Here is a 14797-nt window from a genome sequence, read left to right as displayed (position 1 = left end):
CAATTCTCGGGCGATCAGGCACCCCCACCAGGTCCGGGAGCCAGCGACGGAGTGTCCCGGACGCATGAACAACCGTGAAGGATTTGCGAACGCTTAAGCCACCGCCCTCCGACGTTTCCTCCATGTTCGACCCCGACGAGCTGGACCAGATTCGCGAGGGGAAGGCTCAGTGGGAGGAAGAGGACGTCCAGCCGACCGTCGACCGCTTCGGCGAGCGCAAGGAAACGTTCACGACGGACACCGAGGGACACGAGGTAGACCGCCTGTACACGCCCGCCGACGTGGCGGACCTCGACTACGAGGACGACCTCGGGTTCCCGGGCCAGGAGCCCTACACCCGCGGCGTGTATCCGACGGGGTACCGCGGCCGCCTCTGGACGATGCGCCAGTACGCCGGGATGGGGACCGCCGCGGAGACCAACGAGCGGTTCCACTACCTGCTCGACCAGGGCCAGACCGGGCTCTCGATGGCGTTCGACCTCCCGACGCAGATGGGCTACGACTCCGATCACGCGATGGCCGCCGGCGAGGTGGGCAAGACCGGCGTCGCTATCGACTCACTCGACGACATGGAGACGGTCTTCGACGGCATCCCGCTGGACGAGGTGTCGACGAGCATGACCATCAACGCGCCCGCCTCCGTTCTCCTCGCGATGTACATCGCCGTCGGCGACCGGCAGGGCGTCGACCGTGAGGAGTTGCGCGGCACCATCCAGAACGACGTACTCAAGGAATACATCGCCCGCAACACGTTCATCTACCCGCCGGAGCCGTCGATGCGGCTCATCACCGACATCTTCGAGTTCTGCGCCGCCGAGACGCCGAGTTTCAACACCATCTCCATCTCGGGGTATCACATCCGCGAGGCCGGGTCGACGGCCGCCCAGGAGATCGCGTTCACCCTCGGCGACGGCATCGAGTACGTCGAGGCGGCCATCGAGGCGGGGCTGGACGTGGACGAATTCGCGCCGCAGCTCTCCTTCTTCTTCGCCTCCTACAACAACATCCTCGAAGAGGTGGCGAAGTTCCGGGCCGCCCGTCGCCTCTGGGCGAAGATCATGGAGGAGCGCTTCGACGCCGACAACCCCAAGTCGAAGCAGTTGAAGTTCCACACCCAGACCGCCGGGTCGACGCTGACCGCCCAGCAGATCGAGAACAACGTCGTCCGCGTCGCCTACCAGGCACTCGCCGCCGTCCTCGGGGGGACCCAGAGCCTCCACACCAACGGGAAAGACGAGGCGATCGGCCTGCCGACCGAGGAGTCCGTGCGGACGGCGTTGCGGACCCAGCAGATCCTCGCCCACGAGTCCGGCGCGGCGGATACCATCGACCCGCTTGCCGGGAGCTACTACGTCGAGTCGCTGACCGACGAACTCGAAGCAGAGGCCCGCTCGCTCATCGAGGAAGTCGACGAGCGCGGGGGCATGCGCCGGTCGATCGAGGAACAGTGGGTCCAGCGCCAGATCCAGGACGTGGCCTTCGAACGCCAGCGCGAGCAGGAGGCGGGCGAGCGCGTCATCGTCGGCGTCAACGAGTATCAGGTCGAAGAGGAGGGCGAACAGGACATCGAGGAGGTCGACGAGGCCGTCGAGGCGGCCCAGCAGGAAAACGTCGCCGCCGTCCGCGAGGAGCGAGACGAGGAGGCGGTCGAGGCGAAACTCGACGCGCTCCGGGAAGCCGCCGAGGGCGAGGAGAACGTCATGCCCTACATCATCGACGCCGTCAAGGTGTACGCGACCACCGGCGAGGTCTGTGACGTCTTCCGCGACGTGTTCGGTGAGTACCAGCCCGGCTCGTCACTGTAGATGCCGTTCGGGACCGCCGGGGATGTCACTGGATTTCGTCGTCCGACAGGATGTTCCGGACCTGCGCCCGAATCCGCTCGGGATCGGGGACATTCCGGAAGCGGAGGTGGGCGGGACTCTGGGCGACGCTCCCCGTGAGAAACGAGACGCTCCCGATACCGAGCAGCGTCTCGGTTCTGTTTCGGCGGAGTTCGTGGCTTCGGACCTTTGCTAGCGGTAGTTCCCGCGAGAACGACTTGTACAGCAGCGAGTACTCCCTGCGGACGGCGTCGGTCGTGAGAACGTAGCGGGTTCGGGTCAAGACGTACAGCCGAAGCAGTAGTCTCACGAGAGCGACGACCATCAGAATCGCGGTGAGATTGAGTGCGATTTCAGTCCGGTCCACGGAGCCGAGCAGCGTCGGGTTGGCGTATAGATACGCGATGACGATGCTTCCGAGCAGAACGACTGCAGCGATGGCAATCGAAGTCGGTTTCAGTGTCGGTTGGGTTTCGACGACGATCTCGTTCTGTCGCCCGTCGGTCGTGGTAGTCTGTGCATCAGTGTCTGTCTCCGTTGTCTGTTGGGTATCAGTGTGTTCGTGGCTCATATCGAAAGACCTCCAGTCGAGTAAACGAGGAGCACGGTGACGTATATCGCCGGGGAAAGCCCGACTGCTAGAACAGCGAGAACAGCACCCGTGACGTCTGTCCCGTGGTTCAGTCGCGCACCGAGATACATCGAGTAGACGAAGTACAGTACCAGCGCGATGAGGAGGGCGACGATTCCGGCTTCCGGGTCAGTCAACCGTCCCGCTGCGACCGTTTCGCTAACAGTAAACACTCGTTCGGACGGAGGGACCTCGAACAGGTCGTAGAAGACGGTGATAAATCGGATCTGTAAATTCGTGACCAGCGTGCGGGCCGTCGCATAGGCGCGGTTCCGTGAGAGAAACACCAGGACCGTAAATATCCCTGCGAGATACGCGCTGACGCTGTAGACGACGGTGTGTAACGTCAGCACGAACCCGTTGGAACTCCGCGTCAGGACCAGCGCGAGGTGATACGTCAGAAGCGTCACGCCGGAGAGTGCGATGAGAAACACCGAATTCTGAGCGATTCCGGCGAGTAGCCACCAGACCGTGTCGGGGTTTCCGAGCACTGCACCCGCGACGGGTCCGAACCAGCCCGGCGCCGTGGATTCGACGGCGACACCATAGCCCGAGAGAGTCAGCGGCGTCGCATACAGGACGACGTTGGTGAGAAACACGACGAGCAGGGACCTGATTCGGTCAACGCTCCCCCAGACAGACGTCTGGGAGACGGCGTCGGGTGCAACGACGAACTGCGACGGCCGGAAGACTGCATTGAACAGACTGGCGACCATTTGAGTGACTTTTCCCATATATGTACCACTTAGCTATGTCTGTACGAATGGTAGAGCAGTGTGTTCGCTATTATAAATACCGGGTTTGTTTCAGACTGAGACCGCGAATAGACGCGATTCACTGGAGTATCAGTCCGGTGTTCAGTGGAGTGAGCTGGATCACTTTGTTCCGCTGGATGGGCTGTTTTGTTCCGACGAGGACCGACCACCCGTACTGCCCGGGATCCAGATCAATGGCAGACAGGTCAGCGCGGAAAACGTCGTCCTCGACCACGTGCTCACAGGTCTGGCGTGCCTTCGCCTCGAAGGTATTTTCCCCGACGAAGAGTTCGGCGGTCCACTCCTCGTCCACGGACGGCTGACGAGTGATATACAGTTCGTCAGGCGTCTGTTTCGCCCCCCAGTTGTACTGGATCCCGTAGACTTTCGGTGTGGTCCCACCGATTCTGGTCCCGCCTTCGAGCAGGTCAACCTCGTAGGCACAGAACGTCTGGGTGTTGAAGATGTCGCGGTCACCGGTCCACGTCCCGGAGATGAAGACGTGTTCGCTGTCAGCACCGACATCGAGACCGATCTCCGTTGGCGGTACGCCCTCGGTTTCGGGATCGATGTCCCAGTCGTTGACACGGTAGACAGGGCTGTCCGAAGTTGGTTCGAACGTAATCTCCGACCCAAGTGTCAGATTTCGGATCCGAATCGATCGGCCAGAATCGCCGCCGAACGCGACGCCGTCGTCAGAGATCGCTTCGAATTTGATGTCGGACGACGTGTAGATGCCGCCCTGGGGACCGGAACCGTAACTGCTCCCCCAACCCCCGCCGTGCCGGATCAGTTCGGGGTCGCCGCTCCCGTTCGTAGAGACCGGGTTCGAGACGCCGGAAGCGGCGAACGAACGGGCGAATTCGATGGCTTCGGACCGTGACGCGAACAGTCCTCCGCCGTCGGCTTCCCCGGACGTCGCGGTAGCCCCCGCCTCCGTCCGCGCTGGCGATCCGTCGTTTCCGGGCCGTGTTCGACTCTCCGTGGTCTGTTCGGCAGGAGGACTGGTGTCACCGGTCAACCGCAAACACCCGGAGAGTCCAGCCGTACAGAACGCCGCCAGGACGCTTCTCCGTAACATATGAGTGAGTGTCAGTGTACTTGCTAACAACTGTAATAAAAATAGTGGTTGCCAAATGGTATATCTTACTGAAGTGTATGTTCTAAGACTGTAATTATAGGTAATTGCTACAAATAGTGGTACTATCTGATCAAAAAGGAGTATTGTTATAGCTGGATTCGTCTATCACAGTCATGGAACGCCGAGCGCTGCTGGCAACGATCGGGGTCGGGCTGAGCGGTTCGGGCTGTCTCAGACTGACAGATGCTGAGGACACACGCACGGAGACAGACTCGACTCCCCAATCAACTGTGACTTCAGAGCCGGAATCGCAATCGACGGCCGAAACGACCAGTGAAGCAGCAACTGAGACGGAGACGGAAGGTCAATCGATCACAGACCTTGCGTGTGCGAACCAGACGGCGATTACCCCAACGAACACAGACGACTGGCACCAACCGCACAACGGGCCGCGAAACACCGGCTACGTCCCTGGCGAGTCGGTCGGCCGCTCCTCCGCGTGTATCGCGTGGCGGCGTGAAGACGTCGGCGCGGTCTCTTCGAATGTGCTACTGTCGGATGCGTTCGTCATCGCCGGGGGAGCCGGTGACGAGGGGCTCAGCGCATTCAAACGGGCGACGGGCGCAACGGCGTGGACGACCACGGAAACGCTTCCGGCCGATGAACTCATCAACGTCCGTGACCCGATTATCGTCGACGACACGGTGTTCGTCGGTGCACAGAGTCTGCGGACGGGGAGCCACGTATTCGCCCTCGACCTCGAAACTGGCACGGAGCGGTGGCGGACATCAGTCGGATCGGGGACGCCGACGATCGGCGGACTCAGATTCGAGGGAGGGATGCTGTACGGCACGGCACACACCGATAGAACGAGTGTGTTCGCAGTCGATACGGACGCCGAGACGGCTGTGTGGCAAACCGAACTCGGTAGCACGGGTACCCCACCCGTAGCCGTGGCCGACGGGACCGTGTACGTCCCCGGCGACCGGCAGGAGGACCACGGATTGCGCGCGCTCGACGCCGAGACCGGTGACTTGCTGTGGGGAGCTGTGGACCAGGAAGTGCGCGGCGCTCCGACGGTCGGTGAGTCGTCGGTGTACGTCACGACGCCCAACGACGTGGGCCCGAAAACGCTCATCGCACTCGATAAAGAGTCAGGTGAGACACGCTGGACGTTCGAAACGTTGAACGGGACGAACGGTTCGGCCGTCTACGCGGACGGAACCGTGACGTTCGGGACATCGGACGGGGAACTCTACTGTCTCGCGACCGACGGCACGCCCGAGTGGCGCTACGAGAATGACGGGGCGAGATTCTCCCAGTCAGCCCCAGTCCGAATCGGCGAGACTCTGATCGCAGGGGCGACGCTGGACAGCCCCGGTCTGTACGCGTTCGATGCAACGACGGGCGACCTCCGGTGGTCGCTTCCGGTCCCGAGTGTCAGTACGACCCCTGCTATCGCGGACGGCATCATCTACTCGTTGTATCGGACGGGGGAGAGATATACGTACAATCTCATGGCAGTCCGAACGGACTGATGCCCCGATCCGGTTTCGAATCCGAAGTGAGACTCCTGTCTGGCCTTCGTTTCCCAGTGGCAATCGGCATGAACGATGGCCGAGTAGGTTCACCTATGGTTCGCTACCGTGACCGCGGGAGGTCCGCATGAGCGCACAGTCATCCGACCGCAGGCTCGTCGTGGTCTTACTCGCAGTCCTCGGCGCGCTCGTCGTGCTGCCGCTCCTCACGATGGGGCTCGGCATGATGGGCGGCGGGATGTACGGCGGTGGAATGTGGGGCGGTGGCGGGATGTGGGGCGGTGGCCACATGTGGGACGGCGGCGGGACCGCCCCCGGCTGGGTGTTCCTGGTCGGCGCGCTGATGCAGGTGCTGTTCCTCGCGGTCATTGTGGGCGTGGGGTACCTCCTCTACCGGGCCGTGACCGGGGCCGCGAGCGGCGACCGCGACGAGGCCATTGCCGAACTGCGCCGGGCCTACGCGAGAGGGGAACTGGACGACGAGGAGTTCGAACGGCGTCGCGAGCGACTTGAGCGGGAGTAACCGGGGTGCGGTCACCGCCGTCGGCGCTGTCACAGAATTATATACCGCACGGTCGAAGCCCTCAGATATGCGCTTCGACCACGCCGGCATCGCCACCGACGACGCCGACCCGCTCGCGGAACTGTTCGCCGAAGCCTTCGGGACCCCGGTCGCTCACGAGGAGACGTTCGACGACCTCCGGGTGACGTTTCTCGACATGGGGAACGGCTACTTCGAACTCTTAGAGCCCGTGGCAGACACCGACGGTGCGATCCCGCGGTATCTCGAGTCGAACGGTCCCGGGATCCACCACGTCGCACTAGAGACGGACGACATCGAACGGGCGCTAGAGACCGTCAGGGAGTCCGGTATCGACTGCATCGACGAGGACCCCCGGCCCGGTGCGTGGGGTCACGACGTGGCGTTCCTCCATCCGAAGTCGACCGGGGGCGTACTCGTCGAACTGGTCGAACACTGACCACCCGGGTGCTGCACGTCACTCGTCTGCAGACTCGTCGAGGAACTCCTCGAAGACCTTCTCCGCGCCCTCGGTGATCCGCTCGGGCGGTTCCGCGAACCACGCCGCGCCGGTGAGTTCTGACTCGTCGACGTCGATGGAGCCCTTCGCGTACTCGCCGCGGAAGTACACGTCGAGCGTGTGGACCGAGCCCTCGGCGTCGGTCTCCGGGTAGTACTTGCTGTGGACCACCTCGGCGACGCTGTCGATCGTGCTTCGGACTCCCGTCTGTTCGTTGAGGCGTCGGAGCGCCGTCCCCTGCATCGACTCGAACTCGACGCCCTGGCCCCCGCCGGGGAGCGCCCAGAGGTCGGCCCCTCGGCCCAGCACCAGCAGCGCGCGGTCACGGGTGTCGGCCGCGGCCTGTTCCGGCAAATTCCCGCTCAGTTCGGGGAATTCGTCGGCAGACCGGACCGGGAAAATGACGCTGTTCTCGGCGAAACCGGTCCCCTGCGTCGCCGCGAACACGTCGGCGTACTCCTCCGCCGAGAGGTGGAACGTCCGCTCGGTGACCGGGACCTCGTCGAACGCGGCTTCGAGGTCGGCGATCCGCCGCTCCACGGAGGTCTGGTTGACCATCTCGATGTAGTTCTCCGCCGGCACGGTCGACTCGTCGCTCTCCGGTGCGTCCTCCTCAGTCATACAGGAACGTTCACGGGGGAACCGATAAATGACGCGATGGCGAGGGCATGAAAAAGAACTTGTAGTCCGCTTGTCTCTAATCGAACATGAAAGCGATCGTTCTCGCGGGAGGCTACGCCACGCGGCTCTGGCCCGTCACCAAGCACCGCCCGAAGATGCTGCTTCCGGTGGGCGACACGACGGTCATCGACCGCGTCCTCGGCGAACTGGAGGCCGACGACCGGATCTCGGACGTGTTCGTCAGCACGAACCAGCGCTTCGCCGACGACTTCCGCGAGCACATCGCCGCGAGCAGCTTTGAGAAGCCGATCCTCACCGTCGAGGAGACCGCCGAAGAGGACGAGAAGTTCGGCGTCGTCGGCGCGCTGGCCCAGCTCGTCGACCGCGAGGACCTCGGTGACGAGGACCTGCTGGTCGTCGCCGGCGACAACCTCATCAGCTTCGACATCGCCGAGTTCATCGACTACTTCGAACAGTACGACGACCCCACGCTCGCCGCCTACGACGTGGGCACCCGCGAGAAGGCCAAGTCCTACGGCCTGATCGAACTCGACGGCGAGGAAGTTGTCGACTTCCAGGAGAAGCCCGACGACCCCAACAGCACGCTCGTCTCCATCGCCTGCTACGCCTTCCCGGCCGATTCGATCCGCTTCGACGAGTACCTGGAGGCCGGAAACAACCCCGACGAGCCCGGGTGGTTCATCCAGTGGCTCGTCGACGACGGCCCCGTCCGCGCGTTCACCTTCGACGACGCCTGGTACGACATCGGCACGCCCGAGAGCTACCTCGAAGCCGTCGCCTGGGAACTCGACGGCGAGAACGTCGTCGCCGAGGACGCCACCATCGAGAACACCACGCTCGGCGAGAACGTCCACGTCCTCCCGGGGAGCGAGATCGTCAACTCCAGCCTCGACCGGACCATCGTCTTCCCGGACACGACCATCGTCGACTCTGACATCCGGCAGTCCATCATCGACCGCGACACGCAGGTCGAGAGCCTCGACCTGGCCGGCGCGCTCATCGGCGCGCACACGCAGCTCACCAACGGGAACTAACTGAGAGCCGGCGACCGTCGCCGGCGTACCTTTTTCATCGGCGGGATTCCTTGCGCCGAGGCCGCCGCGGGAACCACTCGAAGAAAGATCTACGCGAAAATGCCCGCCTTCACTCCGTTCGGGAGGGTGAATCGTATCGCCTCGCTCGCCGAATGCAACCACTCGTTGTGAGTCCGGGTTCGTGATTCAGCAGAGGACTGAAATGGCTGCTCGGTAGGTGTGCGTATTGAATAAGTCCTGCTTGTGTTTTGCCACAAGGATTAACCAATGTCAACATTAACGTTGACGTAACGATGGCGACCGCAGATGAGCAGATCCGAGTTAGCGGTCGAGTGAAGCGACAGCTTGACCGCCGCCGGCGTGAGGGCGAGTCATTCAACGACGTGCTCGAGCGCGTCCTTGATGAGAGTGAAGAGGCTGACTTCTACGACGGGTTCGGGATTCTCTCTGATGCGGACGCCGACTGGATACGAGACAAGCGCGAAAGCTCGAAAGAGAAGCGGAAAGAGCGGATGCGACGGTTCGGCGAGGACACATGAGGGTTCTTGATGCAAACTTCCTCATCGATTACCTGAGCGGTCACCCTGCCACAGAAACGTACTACGAATCGAACGGCGGTGCGGAAGAGCTGTGGGTAATGCCTGCCCCCGCCCACGCTGAAGCACTCGTTGGTGTCGGAAACCTCCCATCGGGGGATCTTGAAGAAGCGGTCGAAGCGCTGTCATGGGGTGAGGTCTACGAAATCAACGAAGACCTGTCGGTTGAAGCGGGGCGAATCGCCGACGAGGTTGGACCACAGGGACCGTATCTTGACGGTGTCGACGCACTCGTTGCTGCGGTCGGGCGAGAACTTGATGCTACAGTGGTTTCGGCGGACAGTGACCTCACTCACGAGGTGACGAAACGAGTCGTCGACGTTGAAGAGTATCGCTGATTACCCACACGACTCGTCTTTGCGCTCATCAGACAAGGTGCACAAACGCTACCGATTATGAAACACGTCGGTATTGCAGATGGAGATTCGCTTCAGCCTTGGAGAATCGAATACGCCGGTCAGTAGATGTGCATAGTTACCGACCAACCGTCTCAGAACAGCACGGAGATAGATCAAATACCTACCAAAACCGAGTGCTCTTCCCTACTCCACTAGTAAATCTGGAGCCGATACTAGAAGAACGAGGCAGACAACGGTGATACCCATACCTAGTATTCGCAAGACTCCTGCTGAATGTCGTCGGTCCGGAGGCAACAATTCGGCGGACCCAGAGAATCCTAGCGCGATACCCAAAATGAGCAAGAAGTGATAACCATCGAGTACAAAACCAATACACACCCACAAAAAAGACAAATAAACGACAAGAACCAAAGGATGAGCCCTTTCCTTCGTCCATCTGGATCATGAAACAATATTCGTTGATATATATTCATGCTTACCAGTAAGAGTTTAACCTGATAAAGAGTTTGGGCGGCTGGAAAGTGGGCTACTGTATCTCCTTCGTCCTACCGAACGATACGTGCATCACCTGTACTGACCGGGCAGCGACTTGTGTGAGAAGTCGTTATTGAAGTTGTAGCTCCGATTCAGCATTGAGTAGCGAATACGCCGGTTAGTAGATGTGCTTATTTACCGAATCAGAAGGTTATACTGGAATGAAAGGACCATATTGTGTATGGATAGAACCGATTGGTTCCTCGCATACATCACTTTTTTATTGGCTGTAATCACTCTTGAAACCGTCTCAAATGCTACGAACGAACTCTTTCGAGAGATTGGAGTTGGTGCCTCAATAGTGGTAATCTACTTCTTGCCACTCTATCTTCTTGGCCACGTTTTGATGAACCGAAGTGATGATTGAATTACCTGTGTCGAACACTACGGTCGTGAATAGATTTGTCGTATTCACAACAACCGCTATGCCAGCCACGCGTCAGTGACGCGGACGGAGCCACGAGACCCGTCCCACTCCGTCTCGTACTCCAGTTCAATCCGACGGTCCATGTGCAGTCCGTCGGTCACAAGCGTCTCGAACTCGCCACCGTACCTTTTTCATCGCCGAGTTTCCTCGCGCCGGTGGCGCTGCGGGAACCACCCACTGCTCACGGGCGCAACGCGCCCGTTCGCATGGTCAGCGAGACCGTCGGTCCCGCTCAATCTGAAAAATCTACGCGAAAACGCCCGCACTCACTTCGTTCGGTCGGGTGAATCGGATCGCCTCGCTTGCCGAATGCGATCAGTCGTTTGTGAGTACGGGTTCGTGATTCAGCAGATGGAGTGAAATGGCTGTTCGGTAAGTGTGCGAACTGAGCGAGCGATCGGCTGAGTCGAAACACCTGTGACAGATGGGAAGCATCCCTACGTATGTCAAATACTGCCGCACGACAAAACGATCTGATGCTTATGATTATCGGCCTCCAGCTCAGTATCGTCGGAGCCGCTGTTGACGAGTTAATCCTTCTTCTTGCTGTTGGCCCACTGTTCACCTTCGCAGTGTACACAAATGAATTACGGCGGAGACGATAATTCTCGCCTCTGTACTGATTACACCGGTCGTGAATAGATTCGTCGTATTCACAACAACTGCTATGCCAGCCGCGCGTCTTCGACACGAATCGTACCCCGAGACCCGTCCCACTCCGTCTCGTACTCCAGTTCGATCCGGCGGTCCATGTGCGGCCCGTCGGTCACCAGCGTCTCGAACTCGCCGCCCTCGCCGAGGATGTGAACGCCGTACTCGTCGTTGAGCGCCGCGAGTTCGTCGAGGGCGTCGGCGTCCAGCGTCCGGCCGAGCCAGGACTCGTCGAGGCCGTAGGCGGCGACGCGGACGATTCGGATCTCGAAGCCGGCGTCGAGCATCGCATCGGCGAGGTCGCGGGGGTTCTCCTGCCAGAGCGGGGCGAAGACGTTCGCTTCGAGGCGCTCGGCCATCGCCTCGATGCGCGTCGTCTGGTACTCGCTCTCGACCGCGCCGGCGGTGACGCCGCCGATGCCGCCGTCGAGTTCCGCATCGAGGTCGCGGAGGGCGGCCTCCAGCGGTTCGAGTTCGGCGTCGCCCTGTGCGCCCGAGTCGGGCACGTCGCCGGCGTCGAAGTCGTCGGGTTCGACCTCAACGAGCGGGATGCCGACGCTCTCGGCCGCCAGCGAAGCCAGCCGCGTCGCCGGGACGTGGTACATGTAGGAATCGCCGTCGGGGTGGACCGTCACCAGCCGCTCGACCGGATAGCCGCGTTCGAGGGCCCGGTACAGCGCCCACGAGGAGTCTTTCCCGCCGGAGAACAGCGAGACCCACGCGCCGTCTGTCATGCGCGTCGGTAGCCGCCGGCCGCCTAAATCGCTGTCTATTCCACCAGTTCTTCCTCGATGTCGGTGTGACTGACGTACGCCGCGGCGCGGACGCCGACGAGGCTGATGAGGATGCCGGCGAGGATGAACAGTGCGAGTCGCGTCCCGGGGTCGAGGGTGAACCCCTGAATCTGGACGACACCGAGGTCGGTCGGGGTGACGCGAAACGGGGAGAAGACGCCGCCGCGTTCGAGGAAGTACGCCGAGAAGCCGCGGACGACGAGGCCGACGGCGACCGCGCCGAAGGGGAGGTTCACGTACGCGCTCCGAACCCCCTCCCGCTTGAGGAGTTCGTCGAGCAGGCGGCCGAGCGAGGCGACGAGCGCCGCCCCGGTCAGCCACGGGACCGAGCCAAACGCGAACCGGTTCGCCAGCAGGAACAGGCTGATGTCGTCCGTCGCCGACACGCCGAGGACGCCGGCGAAGATGCCGACCAGCGAGAGCCCGGCCGCGACGACGTAAGTCACGAGCGACACCTGCCCGGAGTACAGCGCCTCGCGGATCTGGCCGGGGAGCCGCGAGAGGTACGCGTCGATCCCGAGACCCTTGTAGATGAGGAACACGCCGATGGCGGCCGCGATCGCGCCGACGGCCAGCGTCGGACTCGTGACGACGAGGAGGAGCGGAAACGCGAGCATGACGATCCCCACGGGGACCAGCACGGTCTTGCGGAGTTCCTCGTCGGCCAGGAACTGCTTCAGCAGGTAGTACGTCGACTCGATGTCGCGGGCCTGGCGCACGACGACGCGGTCGACGGCGTCGATGTCGACGCGGCTCTCGATGATCGGGACGAGGCGCTCGTCCTCGGCGCTGTCGACCACGACGACGGCCGAATCAGGGTCGTGTTCGGCCACCAGCGCCTCGATCTGGGCCGCGATCTCCCGGTCCGAGCCGACGCTGTCGCTGCCGCCGCCGACGACGCAGACGACCGGGTCCGACCCGTCCTCGTCGAGTTCCGCGGCGACGCTGAGCCCTTCGAGGAGGCAGTTGACCCGGCTGTCTTCCGGGTCGACGACGCCGGTCCGGGTGATGAGCGACTCGACGTCGGCGCGGCCGACGACGGGGTACCCGGCGGTATCCGGCCCGTCCCTGTCGATACACACCACCAGCGTGGACACACGTTCGGGAAGGCGGTCCCCGGATAAAAAACCTCCCGAGGCGGTCACCGACGGAAGGAGAGGCCGTCGAGGTCGCCGTCGAAGGCACTGGCGACCCCTGCGCCGAACGCGAACGCGACCCGCTGTGCGCCGCCCCGGAGCTTGCCCGCGAGGCCGCGGCTCGCCTCGTACTCCTTGATTCTGACCGACTCGCCGAGGCGCTGTTCGAGGCTCGTCTCCACGTCCTCGCGCGTCCCGAGTTCGTCGACGAGCCCCTTCTCGGCGGCCGTCTCGCCGAGGTAGATCCGCGCCTCGGTGTCGCGGAGCGCCTCGGCGTCCATCTCGCGGCCCTCGGCGACCGTCTCGACGAACTGGTCGTAGTACTCGTCGACGATGCCCTGGAGGTACTCGCGCTCGTCCTCGCGCATCTCCTTCAACGGCACGCCGGCGTCCTTGTACTCGCCGGCGGTGAACTGCTCGTAGGAGAGTCCCAGCCGCTCTGCGAGTTCCTCGGCGTTGACGCGCGAGCCGATGACGCCGATGGAGCCGACGATGGACCCCTCGCGGGCCCACAGCTCGTCACAGCCAGCGGCGATGTCGTAGCCGCCGCTCGCACACACGTCCGTGGCGTAGGCGATGGTCGGGCCGTCGAAGCGCTCGGCGGCCAGCCGGATGTCCTCGCTTGGGACGATTTCGCCGCCCGGCGTGTTCAGCTTCAGCAGGAGCGCCCGCGAGCCGCGGTCCCCGTCGGCGCGCTCGATCTGCTCGACGATGTCGTCGGTCCGTGCGCCGACCGGCGGACTCGTGAGGCTCCCGCCGCCGTCCCGTGAGATCGGCCCCTCGACGGCGACCTCCGCGACGTTGTGGGCGGGAAACAACGAGCCGGCGAGCCGGCCGCCGATCCGCACCGCGCCGACGACGACGGCGAGCACCAGCAGGACGCCCAGCAGTCCAGCGAGGTCGGTCGGAACGCGAACGAACAGGATCCAGCCGACGACCGCGGCCACAAGCGCGATCCCCACCACCAGGAGACCGCGAACGACGTCGTCTGCGTCGACCATTATTGGTACATACCGAGCGGTCGCGCGCTCGTGCTGTCGTCCTGGTCTTCCTGCAGTTGCTGGGCGAGGCGCTCTCTGGCCTTCTCGATCTCCTCGGCCTGTTCGACCAGCGCCTCGGTGTCGACCTCGAAGTCGGCCAGCGGGCTGATCGCCGTCTGCAAGAGCGCCCGGGCGGCCTCAGGGTCGGGGAACTGCCGGTCGGCCTCGACGACGAGCCCGACGCCGGTGAGCCCGACGCGCTGAGCCTCGTGGACGAGCGCCCCCGTCGGTCCGGTGATCGCCCCCATCTCCGACGGCGGGTCGATGTCGGCCTCGTCGAGCATCGCCGCCCCGTCGCCGGTCGAGACGCCGTAGACCGCGGGGACGCCGTCTTTCTCTGCCGGGCGGCCGCTGAGGAAGACGGGCGTCACGTCGTGGTCCTGGAACCAGCTGACCATGCACCCGGCGAACTCCCGGGCGGCGGAAGGCGACACCGGCGCGTCGCTCTGCAGGACGAGCAGGTCTCGCTCCGCGTCAGCGTAGAAGCGAACCGGCGGCCGGACCTCGGGGTCGTCGGCCCCGTAGACTGCGATCTCCGGCAGTCCCTCGCAGTGTGCGGACGCGTAGTACTCCATATCGTACGCGTCGATGAGGTGATCCGCGGCGATCTTTCCGACGAGACCGATGCCGGGAAGCCCCTCGACCAGTGTGGGCGACTCGAGCGAGATGTCGTCGCGATGGATCTGTACGTGTGCCATGTCCGTATTTCGCTCGCG

16 protein-coding genes and 1 pseudogene are annotated in these 14797 nt (G+C 63.0%); 8 read left to right on the top strand and 9 right to left on the bottom strand.

What is annotated here, in order from left to right:
* Positions 1-122: 122 nt before the first annotated feature.
* Positions 123-1805, top strand: a complete 1683-nt coding sequence (locus ACOZ4I_RS04265) for an acyl-CoA mutase large subunit family protein (protein ID WP_424003369.1) — start codon at positions 123-125, stop codon at positions 1803-1805.
* 25 nt (positions 1806-1830) lie between these two features.
* On the opposite strand, the gene ACOZ4I_RS04260 is transcribed toward ACOZ4I_RS04265, so the two are convergent.
* From ACOZ4I_RS04260 to ACOZ4I_RS04250, 3 genes are all read right to left on the bottom strand, one after another.
* Positions 1831-2394, bottom strand: coding sequence for a PH domain-containing protein (locus ACOZ4I_RS04260; protein ID WP_424003367.1), 564 nt, complete (start codon positions 2392-2394; stop codon positions 1831-1833).
* A complete protein-coding gene (locus ACOZ4I_RS04255) occupies positions 2391-3170 on the bottom strand; it encodes a hypothetical protein (RefSeq protein WP_424003365.1) in 780 nt (259 codons plus the stop codon). Before ACOZ4I_RS04255 ends, ACOZ4I_RS04260 begins: the two co-directional genes overlap by 4 nt.
* A gap of 118 nt (positions 3171-3288) precedes the next feature.
* Complete coding sequence (locus ACOZ4I_RS04250) at positions 3289-4290, bottom strand: hypothetical protein (protein ID WP_424003363.1); 1002 nt, start codon at positions 4288-4290, stop codon at positions 3289-3291.
* 545 nt (positions 4291-4835) lie between these two features.
* On the opposite strand from ACOZ4I_RS04250, the gene ACOZ4I_RS04245 reads away from it, so the two are divergent.
* The 3 genes from ACOZ4I_RS04245 (at position 4836) to mce (ending at position 6808) form a co-directional block, all read left to right on the top strand.
* Positions 4836-5828 carry a PQQ-binding-like beta-propeller repeat protein gene (locus tag ACOZ4I_RS04245; RefSeq protein WP_424003361.1) on the top strand — a complete coding sequence of 331 codons (993 nt, stop codon included), beginning with the start codon at positions 4836-4838 and terminating at the stop codon, positions 5826-5828.
* 127 nt (positions 5829-5955) lie between these two features.
* Entirely contained in the window at positions 5956-6351 is a 396-nt protein-coding gene (locus ACOZ4I_RS04240; protein WP_424003359.1) for an SHOCT domain-containing protein, read from the top strand.
* A 67-nt stretch (positions 6352-6418) separates the two neighbouring features.
* Positions 6419-6808, top strand: a complete 390-nt coding sequence (gene mce, locus ACOZ4I_RS04235; RefSeq protein ID WP_424003357.1) for a methylmalonyl-CoA epimerase — start codon at positions 6419-6421, stop codon at positions 6806-6808.
* Positions 6809-6826: 18 nt separating this feature from the next.
* On the opposite strand, the gene ACOZ4I_RS04230 is transcribed toward mce, so the two are convergent.
* Entirely contained in the window at positions 6827-7489 is a 663-nt protein-coding gene (locus ACOZ4I_RS04230; RefSeq protein WP_424003355.1) for an NUDIX hydrolase, read from the bottom strand.
* Between the two features lie 86 nt (positions 7490-7575).
* Between ACOZ4I_RS04230 and ACOZ4I_RS04225 the strand changes: the two genes are divergently transcribed.
* The 4 genes from ACOZ4I_RS04225 to ACOZ4I_RS04210 all read left to right on the top strand — a co-directional run bounded on the left by ACOZ4I_RS04225 (position 7576) and on the right by ACOZ4I_RS04210 (position 10400).
* Positions 7576-8544 carry a sugar phosphate nucleotidyltransferase gene (locus ACOZ4I_RS04225; RefSeq protein WP_424003353.1) on the top strand — a complete coding sequence of 323 codons (969 nt, stop codon included), beginning with the start codon at positions 7576-7578 and terminating at the stop codon, positions 8542-8544.
* Positions 8545-8837: 293 nt separating this feature from the next.
* Positions 8838-9083 (top strand): antitoxin VapB family protein, encoded by a 246-nt coding sequence (locus ACOZ4I_RS04220; protein WP_424003351.1) that lies wholly within the window; start codon positions 8838-8840, stop codon positions 9081-9083.
* Positions 9080-9478: a PIN domain-containing protein gene (locus ACOZ4I_RS04215; RefSeq protein ID WP_424003349.1), complete on the top strand. Its 399-nt coding sequence runs from the start codon at positions 9080-9082 to the stop codon at positions 9476-9478. Before ACOZ4I_RS04220 ends, ACOZ4I_RS04215 begins: the two co-directional genes overlap by 4 nt.
* Positions 9479-10214: 736 nt before the next feature.
* Positions 10215-10400, top strand: a complete 186-nt coding sequence (locus tag ACOZ4I_RS04210) for a hypothetical protein (RefSeq protein WP_424003347.1) — start codon at positions 10215-10217, stop codon at positions 10398-10400.
* 56 nt (positions 10401-10456) lie between these two features.
* On the opposite strand, the pseudogene ACOZ4I_RS04205 reads toward ACOZ4I_RS04210, so the two are convergent.
* The 5 genes and pseudogenes from ACOZ4I_RS04205 to ACOZ4I_RS04185 form a co-directional block, all read right to left on the bottom strand.
* A pseudogene (locus ACOZ4I_RS04205) lies at positions 10457-10582 on the bottom strand (diphthine--ammonia ligase); the annotation flags it as partial.
* Between the two features lie 543 nt (positions 10583-11125).
* Positions 11126-11845 (bottom strand): diphthine--ammonia ligase, encoded by a 720-nt coding sequence (locus tag ACOZ4I_RS04200; protein WP_424003345.1) that lies wholly within the window; start codon positions 11843-11845, stop codon positions 11126-11128.
* Positions 11846-11880: 35 nt separating this feature from the next.
* The gene (locus ACOZ4I_RS04195; protein WP_424003343.1) at positions 11881-13002 is read right to left on the bottom strand and encodes a DUF373 family protein; all 1122 of its coding nucleotides are present in this window, start codon (positions 13000-13002) and stop codon (positions 11881-11883) included.
* 44 nt (positions 13003-13046) lie between these two features.
* Positions 13047-14042 (bottom strand): signal peptide peptidase SppA, encoded by a 996-nt coding sequence (gene sppA / locus ACOZ4I_RS04190; protein WP_424003341.1) that lies wholly within the window; start codon positions 14040-14042, stop codon positions 13047-13049.
* Complete coding sequence (locus ACOZ4I_RS04185; protein ID WP_424003339.1) at positions 14042-14779, bottom strand: proteasome assembly chaperone family protein; 738 nt, start codon at positions 14777-14779, stop codon at positions 14042-14044. Before ACOZ4I_RS04185 ends, sppA begins: the two co-directional genes overlap by 1 nt.
* Positions 14780-14797 lie beyond the last annotated feature (18 nt).

The organism is Haloarcula salina (assembly GCF_049603855.1).
In the GTDB taxonomy this organism is placed as follows: domain Archaea; phylum Halobacteriota; class Halobacteria; order Halobacteriales; family Haloarculaceae; genus Haloarcula; species Haloarcula salina_A.
Note: the sequence above shows the minus strand (reverse complement) of the source record. Positions and strands in the feature narration are given on the sequence as shown.

Excerpts from the sequence above, each read along its gene's own strand:
- ACOZ4I_RS04265 (WP_424003369.1), top strand. The coding sequence starts at position 123 with ATGTTCGACCCCGACGAGCTGGACCAGATTCGCGAGGGGAAGGCTCAG.
- ACOZ4I_RS04260 (WP_424003367.1), bottom strand. The coding sequence starts at position 2,394 with ATGAGCCACGAACACACTGATACCCAACAGACAACGGAGACAGACACT.
- ACOZ4I_RS04255 (WP_424003365.1), bottom strand. The coding sequence starts at position 3,170 with ATGGTCGCCAGTCTGTTCAATGCAGTCTTCCGGCCGTCGCAGTTCGTC.
- ACOZ4I_RS04250 (WP_424003363.1), bottom strand. The coding sequence starts at position 4,290 with ATGTTACGGAGAAGCGTCCTGGCGGCGTTCTGTACGGCTGGACTCTCC.
- ACOZ4I_RS04240 (WP_424003359.1), top strand. The coding sequence starts at position 5,956 with ATGAGCGCACAGTCATCCGACCGCAGGCTCGTCGTGGTCTTACTCGCA.
- mce (WP_424003357.1), top strand. The coding sequence starts at position 6,419 with ATGCGCTTCGACCACGCCGGCATCGCCACCGACGACGCCGACCCGCTC.
- ACOZ4I_RS04230 (WP_424003355.1), bottom strand. The coding sequence starts at position 7,489 with ATGACTGAGGAGGACGCACCGGAGAGCGACGAGTCGACCGTGCCGGCG.
- ACOZ4I_RS04225 (WP_424003353.1), top strand. The coding sequence starts at position 7,576 with ATGAAAGCGATCGTTCTCGCGGGAGGCTACGCCACGCGGCTCTGGCCC.
- ACOZ4I_RS04220 (WP_424003351.1), top strand. The coding sequence starts at position 8,838 with ATGGCGACCGCAGATGAGCAGATCCGAGTTAGCGGTCGAGTGAAGCGA.
- ACOZ4I_RS04215 (WP_424003349.1), top strand. The coding sequence starts at position 9,080 with ATGAGGGTTCTTGATGCAAACTTCCTCATCGATTACCTGAGCGGTCAC.
- ACOZ4I_RS04210 (WP_424003347.1), top strand. The coding sequence starts at position 10,215 with ATGGATAGAACCGATTGGTTCCTCGCATACATCACTTTTTTATTGGCT.
- ACOZ4I_RS04200 (WP_424003345.1), bottom strand. The coding sequence starts at position 11,845 with ATGACAGACGGCGCGTGGGTCTCGCTGTTCTCCGGCGGGAAAGACTCC.
- sppA (WP_424003341.1), bottom strand. The coding sequence starts at position 14,042 with ATGGTCGACGCAGACGACGTCGTTCGCGGTCTCCTGGTGGTGGGGATC.
- ACOZ4I_RS04185 (WP_424003339.1), bottom strand. The coding sequence starts at position 14,779 with ATGGCACACGTACAGATCCATCGCGACGACATCTCGCTCGAGTCGCCC.